We start from the raw sequence: 14,244 nt of genomic DNA on the forward strand, positions 1-14,244 counted from the left end.
CTTGGGAATGCTAAAATAAACCTCAAACCCCAGTTTTTTCTTCACTTTTTACCACTTCCCAGAAAAAATTCATGTTCTCCATGCTCATTCTTCCTTTGTCAGGTCCTTCCAGATCTATTTTGTGCATCATTTTATTAAATCTTTGTTGGAATTTTTTCGTCCCCTGCCGCAGAGCTTCTTCGGCGTTTATTCCGAGAAAGCGCGACAAATTGACAATCGAAAAGAGCAAATCTCCTAATTCTTCTTTTACTCTTGGACTTTTTCCCACTTCCTTTTCGAGCTCAGTAAGCTCTTCATAGATTTTAGAAAGGGGTCCCTGGTGATCCTCCCAGTCAAAACCGACTTTAGAAGCCTTTTTTTGAGTCTTTTCAGCAAATTGCAGCGCTGGAAGCCCTCTTGGAATATCAAAGAAATTCCTCTCTGCTTGTTTTTTCAAGCTTTGGGATGTCAATTTCTCGGTTTTTTTAATTTCATCCCAGTTTATCAGGACTTCCCGGCTTGATGCTACTTCAACTGACCCAAAAACATGAGGATGCCGGCGTATCAGTTTATCCGAAATGCCCTTTATGACATCGTTCAGGCTGAATTGCCCGGATTCCTCTGCAATGCGGGAATGGAACACGACTTGTAATAATAAGTCTCCCAATTCCTCACATAAATTATTCATATTTTTGGAATCAATTGCATCCAGCACTTCATAGGCCTCTTCAATCAGATATTTCTTCAGTGACTCATGATCCTGCTCCTTATCCCAAGGGCACCCCCAAGCAGAGCGCAATTCAGCCATAATTGCAGTAAGCCTTTCCAGCCGGTCACTATTATCCCTGATCAATGTCGCCTTCACAATAAAAGAGGTTCCAAGCCTTTGGTGAAGTCCGGCTATGATCCTGCCTTCTGCGATTGGAAAACCCGGTAAAGCGAGTGTTATTTGCTTCTTGCCGGACACTGCTATAACCTTTTCTACAATTAAATCAAGTCCTGTTTCCAGGTCTAAAATGATATTTTCCATTTGTTCCGCTGCTGCGAATATTTCCTGGCACGGAAAACCCTCACGAATCAAATCTGAAGCTGCCGGATGTTCGGCATCCCACAGGAATATCAGATCTGAACCTTTCAATAATTTATAAGCGGCAAGAGACAAAGAATCAAGTCCCCGGTCTCCGAGGCCTAGAATGTTTAAAATCGGGTCCACTTGCTTTCCTCCTATTGATATTAAGGTTCATAAGGTACTCATTGCTTGTCCAATAATACTATAAATGTCAGGAAGATCTTTGGCAAGCAATTAGATAATGGGTGACTTATCTGAGCACGCACAGTTAAGAAAAGGACTGTCAACATACCGTTAACAGTCCTTCTCAACTTTTATTTTTTGCATCAAACATTACTGTTCCATTTGTTTGGCTAAAAAGCCCGCTGCAGTTTCAGCAAGTTTGATTTCCAAATCTCCCATCTTAATGTTTGGTTCTTTGGACATGAGTACGACTACCCCAATGGGATCACCTTCAGCAATAATCGGCGCAATGACCTGATTTGTTGCTTTGACTTTTTCTTCTCCTTCTGTTTCTTTCAAAACAGAGGATTCTCCCGTATTATAAATAGTTCTCCTTTCTTCCATGGCCTGCTCGGCTACAGCGCCAAGAGATTTGTTCAAGTAGTCTTTTTTGGAAGCTCCTGACACCGCAATGATGACATCTCTATCTCCGATACAGGCAATGTGTCCTGTTGATTCAAATAAAGAATCCGCATATTCTTTAGCGAAATCTCCCAACTCACCAATGGGTGAATACTTCTTCAGTATCACTTCCCCTTCTCTGTCCACAAAAATTTCCAGTGGATCTCCTTCTCTTATCCGTAAAGTCCGCCGGATTTCCTTGGGAATAACTACTCGGCCAAGATCATCTATTCTTCTGACAATTCCGGTTGCTTTCATTAAGTTCTCCCTCCTTTTTCCAAAGCGACTAATTCAATCTTAGTATATATCTTGAACTGCTTTATTATTCATATTTTTCCATACATGCAAAAAAGAATAATCATTAACGCCACTCACACTTAACGCTCGCTTCATAAAGTTTGTGTGGAACTACAATATTTTAAGCAATCAGCAAATAAATAAAGAATTTAAGAAAGATATAGATAGAGGGTGCAACAGTTTATTCCGTTACGCCCTCTTCTTGGCTTTAAGTTTTATATTTTAATTTGTGCGAAATCATAAGATTGCAAAAATACCCTATTGCTTATTGGGCACCCGCTGGTTTTAAATCTTCGGCGTATTCGACTTGAGCCGCTTGTCTAAGTTCCGAATAATAACTTGATACTTTTAGATTTTTGGCATTTTCGAGAGCATCTTCCTGAACGCTTGCTTTGACTTTCTCAAAGTCAGGCACTACAGCCTCTTTATGGTCTTCAACCAGAATAACATGATAGCCAAATTTCGTCTTGACTGGTGTTTCTGAAATGCTCCCTACCTTCTGGCTGAAAGCAGCATCCTCAAATTCCGTAACCATTTCTCCGCGGGAAAAATAGTCGAGGTTCCCGCCGGAATCCTTACTCCCGGTATCCGTAGAATATTCCTTGGCCAGTTCAGAAAAATCTTTTCCAGCATTATACTCTTGAATCACTTTATTGGCTTCCTCTTCAGTCGCCACCAAAACATGGCTAGCTTTGACCTGTTCATCCTGTCCGCCGTAATCGGAATAATGTGATTCAAAATACTGCTGGACTTCCTGATCTGATACTGTCACATCTTTACCAATGTTATAGATAAAAGTATAGCGGTTCGTAACTTCCTCTTCAGTCATCCCTCTTTCATCAAGGAACACCTGATAGTCCATATCTTTCAACTGGCTTTTTATATTCTTTTCGATCAGTTTCGAAACTTCAGGATTCGTCGTATCCCATTTATTTTTTTCGACTTCCTGCTTAATCAATTCATCCATAATTAACTCTTCTAAGACCGAACTCTTAATACTTTCCAGACTGGACTTACCCTGATCCGTGCTAAAGTCCATACCTTGCTTCTCATAATAGGTTTTGCTGGCATTTAACTTTTCTTCATAAGTCGTCATGGGGATACTTTGCTTATTCACTTTAACTGCAAATTCCTGTTTGGCACAGCCAGTGAGCATAAGCAGTAAAGCAAACAGCATGATTATTGTTGTGGTTACTTTTTTCATTAATCCCTATCTCCCTTTCGCTGGATGAAGTCATTATACCAAGTTACAATTTATTAAGCAATTTAAACTAGTACCTTGCCAACCATGGCATCGCTGCATTAGCCCTTCTCGGGGACGTTAATCGCCATACACTCGGTATATTTCAATCCTTCCAACAGCCATGGATGGCTTAGTATCGAACAAGGATTAAGATATACAGTTAATAAGGTACTAACTGGATACGGTCTTGGCAGCTGCTGCAGGATGCTTCACGTATTCCTCTAAAATACCAAATAATTTAAATATGGCTTTAAAGATATCTTCTATACTTGAAACCCTGAGCCGCAGGTTCAATTCAAGATTGCCTTGTTCCGCAGCCGCAAATGACAATGGGTAAGGAAATTTTGCTGCAATACTCATCAGCTGTTCTCCGGATATCCCGGGATCAGAGGCAAACCGCAGGGAGATATTCTGTTTATGCTGAACAACCTGTTCGAGACCCAGTTGTTTGGCTTTTATTTTTATCCTGATGATTTTAGCCAGGTTTTCAACTTCATCGGGCGGGTTTCCAAATCTGTCCACCAGTTCATCCAAAAAGTCACTTAAGTGTTCTTCACTAGAAATGCCTAGCATTCTCTGGTAAAGTGCAGCTTTAATCTGCTTATCCACAATATATTCATCGGGAAGAAGCGCCTTGACCTGAATATCTATGACTGGCTCAGCGACTTCTTCTACTGTTTCACCACGTAATTGCTGAACTGCCTCTTTTAGCATTTTGACATATAGGCTGAATCCAACGCTGGCAAGATGCCCATGCTGCTCCCCTCCAATAAAATTACCTGCTCCTCTTATTTCCAAATCACGCATGGCAATCTTGAAACCGGAACCAAATTCAGTGAATTCCCTGATTGTAGTCAGCCTCTTTTCTGCTTCTTCTGTCAGAATTTTTTGCGGTTGGTATAAAAAATAGGCATACGCTTTCCTGTTTGACCTACCCACCCTTCCTCTGAGTTGATAAAGCTGGCTCAGGCCAAATTTGTCTGCTTCATCGACAATAAGTGTATTGACGTTCGGCATATCCAAACCGGTTTCGATGATAGTAGTGCAAATCATAATATCTTTCTCTTTTTCCAAAAAGGAGATCATTTCTTTCTCAAGCTGGGTTTCGCTCATCTGCCCATGCACAACCCCACAACGGGCTTCTGGGATAATCAAATTCAGCAGCCTGACCACTCTATCCAGTGTTTCGACCCGGTTATGGACAAAAAATACCTGACCCCCTCTGTACAATTCTCTGCGTATCGCATCTCTTACCAGATCCGCATTAAATTCGGCGACAAAGGTCTGAACAGGGAACCTGTCTTCCGGAGGCGTCATAATAACGCTCATATCTCTTAAGCCAACTAGAGACATATGCAGGGTTCTGGGAATTGGCGTAGCTGATAGTGTCAAAACATCCACATTGGTCTTCAGCGTTTTGATCTTCTCTTTATGTCCAACGCCAAAACGCTGCTCTTCATCGACAATAAGCAGGCCCAGATCCTTGAAGCTAACCCCTTCCGATATGAGACGGTGGGTGCCGACGACAACATCAAGTGAACCGTCTTTCAGATTCTGAATGATTTGCTTCTGTTCCTTGGGTGTACGAAAACGGCTCAGCATTTCGATTTTTACAGGGTAATCCATAAACCTTTCCCTGAAAGTATTATAATGCTGCTGAGCAAGAATGGTCGTTGGTACCATGACTGCCACCTGCTTGCTACTGATAACCGCCTTAAATGCGGCTCTCAGTGCAACTTCTGTTTTGCCGTACCCCACATCTCCGCAAAGAAGCCGGTCCATCGGCCGGGCTTTCATCATATCTTTTTTGACTTCCATAATACTCTGCAGCTGGTCTGGTGTTTCTTCATATGGAAAGCGGTCTTCAAACTCTTTCTGCCAGTAGCTGTCTTCCGGATAAGCAAATCCCACAGCCCCTTCCCTTTTCGCATAAAGCTCAAGTAAATTAATGGCCATCTCTTTAACAGCGCTCTGGGCCCTGGTTTTCGCCTTGTTCCATTCATTGCCGTTCAGTTTATTCAGCTTGGGTGTGGTTGATTCTTCTGCCCCGAGGTATTTCTGCAGCAGCTGCAGTTGATCAAGCGGTACATATAGTTTATCTTCACCGGCATAACGAATCGAAAAATAGTCCTTTTCAATACCGTCGACCTCAATGGTTTCAATCCCGGTAAACTTGCCGATTCCATGGTAAAAATGCACGACGTAATCACCTGATTTAAGGTCGCTGAAAGAAAGAATATCTGCTTCTTTTGGGCCTTTTTTGGGTTTCGCCTGGTATTTTCGTTCTCTTCGGTATATTTCGGATTCTGAAAAAATAACCATTTTGCTTACAGGCAGTTCAAAGCCCTGGTTAATCGAAAGCGGATAAATATAAACACCACCCTGCACGATCGGATCTTCCATCCTAACCAGACTGGCGTTAATGCTTCTGTCCTTTAGCCCTTGCCCTAGCCGCTGTGATTGTTCCTCATTCCCTGCAAAAAGTGCAATCACGTATCCGACGGACTTCCACCGCTGAATCTCTTCCACCAGGATTGAAGTCTTGCCATACCCAGCTAAAGGGCGGGCAATCATGTTCGTCACTCTTTTAGGGTCAAACCCGGGTATTTCCCGCAATAAATTCGACAGGCCCAGCAAAGGACGCTTTCCACTGGCGAGCAAATCTTCAAAGCTGATGAATAAATGATCGGAATTAACAAACTCTTCCCCCTTTTCCAGGTTGTCCGTAAATTCAGCAAGGCGCTGATTGGACTGAAAATCTAGCTGCTCTTTAAGCCGGAGCGGTTCATCGAGAAATACAAGACAATTCTGATCAAGCCATTCAAAGAAAGGAACATATTCTTCGGACAGTAGACTCAGGTAAGGATAAATGCTTTCATCAAGAATTCCCGTGTTCAGCCGATTTTCAAGATATTCGACTTTTTTATGAAGTCTCTTAACCGCTTCTATCCTGTCCAGCCGCTGTAAACGTCCGACGGCTTTGCGCGCCCTGGCCCTGATTTCCCCTTTTAAGTCCTGCTGCTTTTTGGTATCGATAACATACTCCTGAACGGGAACAATAAGAACCTCAGAAATGCTTTCCAACGATTTTTGGGTCTCCAAATCAAATACCCGGATAGAATCTACTTCCTCATCAAAAAATTCTATCCTGACAGGATCTCTGTCATGTGGTGCAATATCGAGAATCCCTCCGCGCAAAGCAAACTGGCCTCTGCCCTCAATGGTTTCTTCACGTTCATAGCCGGCTTCTACTAATAAGCGCAGAAGGTCAGAAACTACATACTGTTCCCCGACCTTAAAAAGGATACAATGCCTCAACCACTTTTCTGGGCGGATTAGTTTCTTCATGATCGCCTGGACGGGCGCAACGACAATTGTTTCGCTGTCTGTTTCCCGGTTGAATGGGAGCAGGCTGCTCAAGACCCGGATTCTCTCTGCCGTAATTTCGTGGCTTCTGCCAAAAACCTCAAACGGAAGCCACTCTGTTGTCGGGAAAAGCATAATATTTTTTTTCGGAAGCCACGCCTCAAGATCCCTTGCCCATTTTTGGGCTTGTTCATCTGTATAAGTGATGATCAGAGCCTGCTGCTTCAGCAGGGCAACCTGGGCTGCAAACGCAGCTTTTTCACTGCTGGTTATTTGGTAAATCATTTGCGGGGACTCTTTTCTGCTTAAGGCAGCGCTTATTTCCCCAATGTCAAAACCCTTGTACAAAAAATCATTAATCGTAGGCATTCGCTGCCCTCCTGCAAAAAGTAGCTCATTTCTTATCATATCTTTAGCCAGGATAGAAAATACCTGTTTTTCGAGTATTCGAGTTGAGCAAACCATATTTACTGATAGTACGTCACTCCGCTGATATCCAGTTCCTTCATGCATCTTGAGCAAAGCGTATAGGCAACATTGCCTTTAATCTCAACAGAAAAATCCATCCTGAGTGGCCTGGTGTCATCCATTTCCAGTTGACCAACGATGGTATCACAGCAACGGCATATTTTAAGCATATACATAGGATAAAACACCTCCTGAGTAATATGCTTGCCTATCCAATCCAAGGTTATACGCTTCAGCTTTATTTAAAGTGACTGTTTTTCCTGATTAAATAGATTCATGGCCTCGTCCCCACGGCCCTCTGTCCACAATCCTACTGCGCGCTGTGCCCTGTCCAGAGTACCATCCAATACTGCTTTTTCCTCTTCGGTAAACGTTGAGAGTACATGGTTAACCACATCAAATTCAGCCTTTGGTCTTCCAACACCGATTTTAAGACGCCAGAAATCCTGTGACCCCAATTCCGCAATGATGGATTTCAGCCCGTTGTGTCCCCCAGCACTCCCTTTAGCCCTTAATCGTATCTTGCCGAGGGGGAGATCCATATCATCATGGATCACCAATATATTCTGCGTGTTTATTTTATAATAATTTATCAATTCCCCAACGGCTAAACCGCTTAGATTCATATAGGTAATTGGCTTCAGAAAAAATATCCGCTCATCTTTGTTTCTCATTTCAGCCACTTGGCCACGAAAATCATTACGGAAAGACAATCCTTCCTGAGCGGCAATTCTATCCAGTAGCATGAACCCTGCATTATGTTTTGTCTCGCTATATTTAACTCCCGGATTCCCGAGACCGATTACAGCCCTCATAAATTCTCCTTACCGGCATATCGTTAAAGTCCTAAGCATAAATTGAATAGACAGAACAGCATTAATTAAGGATTAATTTCATATAGATTATTTTTAAAAACTTGGCTGGCGTCAAGCTTTGGCGGTAGCCTTAGTTGCACTTAGATCTATCGGAAAGCTCTTAGCGTTTTCTGATAGACTTAAAAAAGGAGGGAATCCTATGCTGCCCAGTAAAAAAATTTTATCCCTGTCAATTATCTCTCTAAAAGAAGGCCAGCAGATCGGGTTTGTGCGCAATATTGTCATTGACCCGAAAGCCAAAGCTGTCGCCGCATTAGTGGTTGACCCCAAAGGGTTCTTCAAAGAACAACGTATTATTCCTTATAACAGAGTTGTCAGTATTGGTGAAAACGTCATCACCGTCAGCACTGAGAATCAGGCGGAAAAAGCTACAAATTTACCTGATATTTTAGAACTTCTCAAAGAAAAAACCGCAATCATTGGAACAAAAGTCATTACTGCCAGCGGCAAAACTCTCGGTATTATTGAAGAATTCTATATCGATACCGAAAGTGGCATGATATCAAGTCTTGATATTTCCGGAGGTAAAATAGAGGGCTTTTTCAAAGGAAAAGCCAGCCTGAACGCCGACGATATTCTTACCATCGGTTCCGATGTCGTCGTGGCGGTCAAAGGCTGTGAAGAAAGACTTGAACTTTTTACGAAAGGCATTAATGATAATGTCAAATCTTTGATTCAGATTGCTTCCCAAAAGGCAAGCCGAAAAAGTCAGGATCTGAACAGATTCTGGAAAAAGAACAAGGACGATGAAACAAACGAAGATTCCCCGAATGATACAGACAAGCCAATTCAACCTATCTCAGCAGAAATTGACACGTCTATTACGGATAATTTCTGTGAGGAGCAGGATGAAGAACCCGCCAATGCAGACAAGGGCCCCAAAGACGACCTTATCTAAGTGCTCTGAAGAATTAACTGAATAATTTACTGACAGATAAATCCTCATGAATTCTAACGATAGCTTCTCCCAATAAAGGAGCAACAGAAAGCACTTTAATCTTATCAATCTTCTTTTCCGGGGTTAAAGGAATGGTATTTGTTACGACAAATTCTTTAATAACGGATTTTTCAAGAATGCCGATAGCTGGGCCAGATAATACCGGGTGCGTACAGCAGGCATAGACCTCTTTGGCTCCTTTTTCCATCAGCACAGCTGCAGCCTGGGTAATCGTACCGCCAGTATCTGTGATATCGTCAATAAGTACTGCTATTTTTCCCTGCAGGTCACCGATGACATGCATTATTTTTGATACATTCGGTTCAGGCCGGCGTTTATCCACAATCGCAAGCGATGCCCCAATTCGTTCCGCAAAATTCCTGGCCCTGCCGACTCCTCCAATATCAGGCGATACAACGCAAATATCTTCGAGTTTCTTCTCCATAAAATATTCCGCGAGGATCGGTACTCCGGGGAGATGGTCAACTGGAATGTCAAAAAAACCCTGAATTGCAGGTGCATGAAGATCCATGGCTACCAGACGATCCGCTCCGGCAGTCGTTATGAGATTGGCCATGAGTTTCGCCGTAATCGGTTCTCTGGCCTTTGTCTTCCTTTCCTGTCTGGCATAGCCGTAATAGGGGACCACTGCTGTAATCCGATAGGCTGACGCTCTCCGCAAGGCATCAATAAGGATTAACAGCTCCATAATACTATCGTTGGTTGGCGCGCAGGTCGGCTGAACAACAAATACATCTGCACCCCTTACGCTTTCGTCAATCCCGATGTTGATTTCGCCGTCCATAAATGTTTTGACATTGGCAACCCCCATTGAAATGCCAAGATAATCAGCAATTTCCTGTGCAAGTTCCCTATTTGCGTTTCCGCAAAAAATTTTAAGTTCTTTCGTAGCCATAATTTTCCCCCTACTTTTTCTTGGCGGAGTGCCAATTTTCAATAATGCGCTGTTGTGATCTTTCAATCGCTAGAGCCTGATCAGGAACATCTTTCGTAATTGTTGACCCGGCGCCAATGACTGCTTCTTTACCTATGGATACCGGAGCAACAAAGTTTGTATTGCTGCCGACAAAAACACGGTCTTCAATAATGGTCTGGTGCTTTTTCTCGCCATCATAGTTGCAGGTAATTGTTCCTGCACCTATGTTCACATTTTTGCCTAACCTGGAATCACCAATATAGCTCAGGTGAGGGACTTTGCTTCCCTCTTCAATAATGCTGTTTTTAATTTCTACGAAATCACCAACTTTAACCTCTTTACCCAAAATCGTTCCGGGTCTCAGGTAAGCATACGGTCCCACAAAGCAATTCTCTCCGATCACTGCGTCTCGTGCAACAGAGTGTTCGATTTGACATCCCTTCTGACAAACACAGTTGATTAGTGTTGTCGAGGGACCAATGTTCGCCCCTTCTTCAATCTTGGTATTTCCTTTAATCATTGTAAAAGGATTAAGAATGACATCCTTCCCAAGAACAACTTCCGCATCTATAAAAACCGATGGAGGATTGATGATCGTTACTCCCTCCATCATCCAGTATTTTCTGATTCGGTCATACAAGATATCCTCGGCTTCAGCCAGCTGAACCCGATTGTTGATGCCTAAAGCTTCTGACGGGTCATCCGTACAAAAAATCTCAATTTTTTGACCAGACGAAAGCAGGATATCAAAGACATCAGTGAGATAATACTCTCCCTGAGCATTTTTAGGCGCAATCTTTTGAAGCGCAAATTTTAAGGCTGCTCCATTAAAACAGTAGGTGCCTGTATTGATCTCCTTAATCCCTTTTTGCAGAACAGCTGCATCTTTTTCTTCGATAATGCCTTGAAAAACGTTATTCTCTTTCATTATCCTCCCATAACCTGAAGGATTCTCCATGATTGCCGTGAGTACAGTGGCTGAAGAGCCCGTCTTTTGGTGAATCTCCATTAATGAGTGAATCGTATGTCCGGCTAAAAGCGGTTGATCCCCGCTTAAGACCAGAATGCTACTGTCTTCATCAATCAATGGCAATACCTGCATCACGGCGTGACCTGTACCCAATTGTTCTTCCTGAACAACCACCCTGGTTCGTTCCCCAAGGTGTTCCGACAACATTTCGCGGCCATGACCAACAATCGTAATGACATCATTAATTTTCAGTTTTGCAACCTTCTCCAGAACGTGGTCGATCAGCGGACGGCCAGCCAGCGTGTGCATCACTTTCGGTAATTCTGATTTCATACGGGTACCTTTTCCCGCAGCCAAAATGACTGCCGTAAAATGAGACATTTCCTTATTTACCCTCCAAAGTGATCAAGTACCTTATCAACCTTAAAATATCCTATAATGGATGAGCAGATACTTGCATAGTTGTACTTCATTTATTATAACGAATTATTGCCAAGAATAAAAAGAAATTACAGATATTTTTTTGTATTCCGCCTATATTATTGCATTTTATTCAATATGATAAAAAAGAGACCTCTCAAATGATGGTCTCTCCTCAGCAAAATTAAATATTATTCAATGCCCTTTCCGTATTCTTCTAGTACCTTAGTCTGGATTTTTTCTCTTGCCGCAGATGAAATCGGGTGGGCAATATCGCGAAAATCGCCTTCCGGGGTCTTTCGACTGGGCATCGCCACAAATAAACCATTCGTCCCTTCAACCACTTTTACATCGTGAACAACAAACTCGTTGTCAAATGTAACCGATACGACTGCTTTCATCTTGCCTTCGGCATTTACCTTTCGGACTCTGACGTCAGTAATCTCCATGCTGAGAATCACCACCCTTCTCTTCCGCCTCCAGAAAAATCTTCTTTTTTTATTCTCTATTTGGCAAAAAACTCCTTCTTTTTAGCAAAAAAAATTTATAATTCAAAATATTCTACATCATTTTTAAGTCATTTGCCATGACAAATGCCCTGCCTTTTGAAGCATCTATTTCCAGCTGCAGAAGAGCAAGGTAGTCTTCAACTAGCCTTGAGTTATTCCAGAGAGTATCTTCCATCAGAATGCCAAGGCCTACGACCTTGGCATCAAATTCCTGCATAAGGTCCATCAGCCCTTTAGCTGTGCCCCCAGCTTTAATAAAATCATCAATGATCAGTACTTTTTTTCCGGTACCCAAAGCCTTGCGGGTTAAAGACATGGTTTGAATTCTTTTGGAGGAGCCGGATATGTAATTAATACTAACCGAAGAACCCTCTGTCACTTTATTGCCATGCTGCACCACAACAGCAGGTACACCTAGCGCATCAGCAGTCATTAAGGCCAGCGGGATCCCTTTTGTTTCAATTGTTATCACGGCTTCAGGACTTCTTTTCCGAAAAAAGCTGGCAAAAATAAGCCCTAATTTCCTGGTAATAATAGGATTATAGAGAATATCAGACATATAAAGAAATCCACCAGGAAGCGTCCTGTCGCCCGCATTTAAATTTCCGGCAAGAGATGTCAGGAAGTTTTTTGCTTCTTCTCTGCCGATTCCGGGCAAATACTTGACACCTCCGGCTGCCCCTGGAATTGTCTCCAGATTACCCTTGTCCGTGAGCGTTAAACTTTCTTTAATCGTGACCAGGTCTTCACTGATAGTCGATTTCGCAGTATCAAAACGGTCGGCAAAAAAACCCAAAGTCAAAAGCTCATTCGGGTGGGAAATCAGAATTTCTGTTAACGCAATCATTCTCTCAATTCTTTTCATGCAATCATCTCTTTTATTTCATCTCATAAAAACACTATGCAGGAACTGTTATTCGCTTTTGCGGCTCGATGACATACCCCTTAAAGCTTCAAACATGACATTTCCGGCATTTTCAATATGTGCCGCTGCAAGCTTTTGCGCTTCTTCCACATCGTGCCTTGCCACAGCATCAATGATCGCCCGATGTTCCTGAATCGTATTCTTAACCCTTCCCGGAACTGCCAAAGATGTTGTACGGAATCGCTGTGTCTGTTCTTTCAGGTTCGCAAGAATCTGAATCAACCTCTCATTCCGGCTTGCCTTATACAAAAGAGCGTGAAAATCTATATCGGATTGGACAATAACATCCAGAGAATCAGGCATTTTTTCATAATATAAAATCCGTTCCATCTCATCGATTTCTTCTTCTGTAATCTTCTCGGCAGCAAGTCCTGCTGCCAGTCCTTCTAGGGCTGCGCGGATTTCAAATACATCTTTAACATCCTTATGAGAAACCCCTGCCACATAAGCGCCCCTTCGTGGAACCATGACCACGAAGCCCTCCAGTTCAAGTTTACGGATTGCTTCTCTTACAGGTGTACGGCTTACACCCATTTCTTCCGCCAGCTGAATTTCCATCAAGCGTTCTCCCGGCTCCAGAACTCCACTGACGATGGCCTCCCGTAAAGCCTCAAGCACGATTTCCCTCAGAGGTTTATAACTATCAAGTTTTACCGGTACTAAACGTCTTTCCACCAAAAATCACTCCTTTTCTCCAAATTTAATATTTCGAGAACCAATCGTTTTTACTAACCAGGTTTGATGATAACCCTTCTCAGCCAAAACCTTGCGCATCTTTTCTCCCTGACTATGATTCTTCACGATTCCGAACAGCGTAGAACCGCTTCCGGACATCAGAGCCCCAAGGCAGCCTCCTTCCAACAACAGCCGTTTTAAGACAGAAGTCTCAGGGACAAGATCAAAAACAACATTCTCCAGATCATTGGAAAGCATTCTGCCAATCATATCGATCCTAGAAGCATTTAGAACACTCACCCATTTTTTTTGATCGAGCTTGGAAAATTCAGCGCGTTTATCAAATAATCGGTAAGCATCTGCAGTGCTTACTCCCTGTTCCGGTTTAACCAGGATGATATCCATCTCGGGTACCCGGGGAAGTTCTTTGAGTTCAGAACCGATCCCTTCCCCCCATGCTGTTCCTCCAAGCAGACAAAATGCCGTATCGGAACCACACTGTTTAGCTAGTCCCACTAAATGTTCATAGGAAAAAGGATTTGACAGCAGTCTGTTCAGTCCTATAAGAACAGCTGCGGCATCACTGCTTCCCCCGGCAAGGCCGGCCTGTAACGGAATATGCTTTTCAATATTAATCTTAGCTCCGGGAATTATACCTAATGTCCTGGTCTTATATTCATCTAGGAAAAGTCCGGCAGCCTGATAAGCGAGATTTTTTTCGCCGCTTAATTCGCCGCAAAGACAAGATATCCCACCGTCTTGAAGTGTGATTTCAACCCGATCAAACAGAGACACAGATTGAAAGACCGTTTCAAGACTATGATATCCGTCAGTCCTGATATCATTGACAGCCAGCGCGAGGTTTATCTTGGCAGGTGCCAAAACAACCACAGAATTTTCTTTCATATTTACCAAGTTCTTTTACCTTTGATACCATAGAATTATTTTCC

General features: G+C 42.8%; 13 protein-coding genes. 1 reads left to right on the top strand and 12 read right to left on the bottom strand.

The annotated features are described in order from the left end of the window. Window positions 1-22 precede the first annotated feature (22 nt). From mazG to pth, 6 genes are all read right to left on the bottom strand, one after another. The gene (mazG, locus tag A7K50_RS07060; protein ID WP_119775204.1) at window positions 23-1,192 is read right to left on the bottom strand and encodes a nucleoside triphosphate pyrophosphohydrolase; all 1,170 of its coding nucleotides are present in this window, start codon (window positions 1,190-1,192) and stop codon (window positions 23-25) included. A 189-nt stretch (window positions 1,193-1,381) separates the two neighbouring features. Then, window positions 1,382-1,930: a stage V sporulation protein T gene (spoVT, locus tag A7K50_RS07065; RefSeq protein ID WP_015042341.1), complete on the bottom strand. Its 549-nt coding sequence runs from the start codon at window positions 1,928-1,930 to the stop codon at window positions 1,382-1,384. A gap of 304 nt (window positions 1,931-2,234) precedes the next feature. Next, window positions 2,235-3,173 carry a peptidylprolyl isomerase gene (locus tag A7K50_RS07070; RefSeq protein WP_119775205.1) on the bottom strand — a complete coding sequence of 313 codons (939 nt, stop codon included), beginning with the start codon at window positions 3,171-3,173 and terminating at the stop codon, window positions 2,235-2,237. 210 nt (window positions 3,174-3,383) lie between these two features. Next, window positions 3,384-6,947 (bottom strand): transcription-repair coupling factor, encoded by a 3,564-nt coding sequence (mfd, locus tag A7K50_RS07075; RefSeq protein ID WP_119775207.1) that lies wholly within the window; start codon window positions 6,945-6,947, stop codon window positions 3,384-3,386. Between the two features lie 98 nt (window positions 6,948-7,045). Next, window positions 7,046-7,222, bottom strand: a complete 177-nt coding sequence (locus A7K50_RS14170; RefSeq protein ID WP_165904952.1) for a hypothetical protein — start codon at window positions 7,220-7,222, stop codon at window positions 7,046-7,048. A gap of 66 nt (window positions 7,223-7,288) precedes the next feature. After that, entirely contained in the window at window positions 7,289-7,861 is a 573-nt protein-coding gene (gene pth, locus A7K50_RS07080; protein ID WP_119775209.1) for an aminoacyl-tRNA hydrolase, read from the bottom strand. Between the two features lie 199 nt (window positions 7,862-8,060). On the opposite strand from pth, the gene A7K50_RS07085 reads away from it, so the two are divergent. Continuing rightward, entirely contained in the window at window positions 8,061-8,819 is a 759-nt protein-coding gene (locus A7K50_RS07085; protein WP_119775211.1) for a PRC-barrel domain-containing protein, read from the top strand. Between the two features lie 13 nt (window positions 8,820-8,832). On the opposite strand, the gene A7K50_RS07090 is transcribed toward A7K50_RS07085, so the two are convergent. The 6 genes from A7K50_RS07090 to ispE form a co-directional block, all read right to left on the bottom strand. Beyond that, a complete protein-coding gene (locus A7K50_RS07090; protein ID WP_019224828.1) occupies window positions 8,833-9,774 on the bottom strand; it encodes a ribose-phosphate pyrophosphokinase in 942 nt (313 codons plus the stop codon). Window positions 9,775-9,784: 10 nt separating this feature from the next. Then, entirely contained in the window at window positions 9,785-11,146 is a 1,362-nt protein-coding gene (glmU, locus tag A7K50_RS07095) for a bifunctional UDP-N-acetylglucosamine diphosphorylase/glucosamine-1-phosphate N-acetyltransferase GlmU (RefSeq protein WP_119775213.1), read from the bottom strand. 230 nt (window positions 11,147-11,376) lie between these two features. Beyond that, window positions 11,377-11,634 carry a septation regulator SpoVG gene (spoVG, locus tag A7K50_RS07100; protein ID WP_015042333.1) on the bottom strand — a complete coding sequence of 86 codons (258 nt, stop codon included), beginning with the start codon at window positions 11,632-11,634 and terminating at the stop codon, window positions 11,377-11,379. A 112-nt stretch (window positions 11,635-11,746) separates the two neighbouring features. After that, window positions 11,747-12,559, bottom strand: coding sequence for a pur operon repressor (gene purR / locus A7K50_RS07105; protein WP_026156457.1), 813 nt, complete (start codon window positions 12,557-12,559; stop codon window positions 11,747-11,749). A 48-nt stretch (window positions 12,560-12,607) separates the two neighbouring features. Beyond that, entirely contained in the window at window positions 12,608-13,294 is a 687-nt protein-coding gene (locus tag A7K50_RS07110; protein ID WP_015042331.1) for a GntR family transcriptional regulator, read from the bottom strand. A gap of 6 nt (window positions 13,295-13,300) precedes the next feature. Continuing rightward, a complete protein-coding gene (ispE, locus tag A7K50_RS07115; protein WP_119775397.1) occupies window positions 13,301-14,200 on the bottom strand; it encodes a 4-(cytidine 5'-diphospho)-2-C-methyl-D-erythritol kinase in 900 nt (299 codons plus the stop codon). Window positions 14,201-14,244 lie beyond the last annotated feature (44 nt).

Source organism: Dehalobacter sp. MCB1, from assembly GCF_003590275.1.
Lineage (GTDB): Bacteria > Bacillota > Desulfitobacteriia > Desulfitobacteriales > Syntrophobotulaceae > Dehalobacter.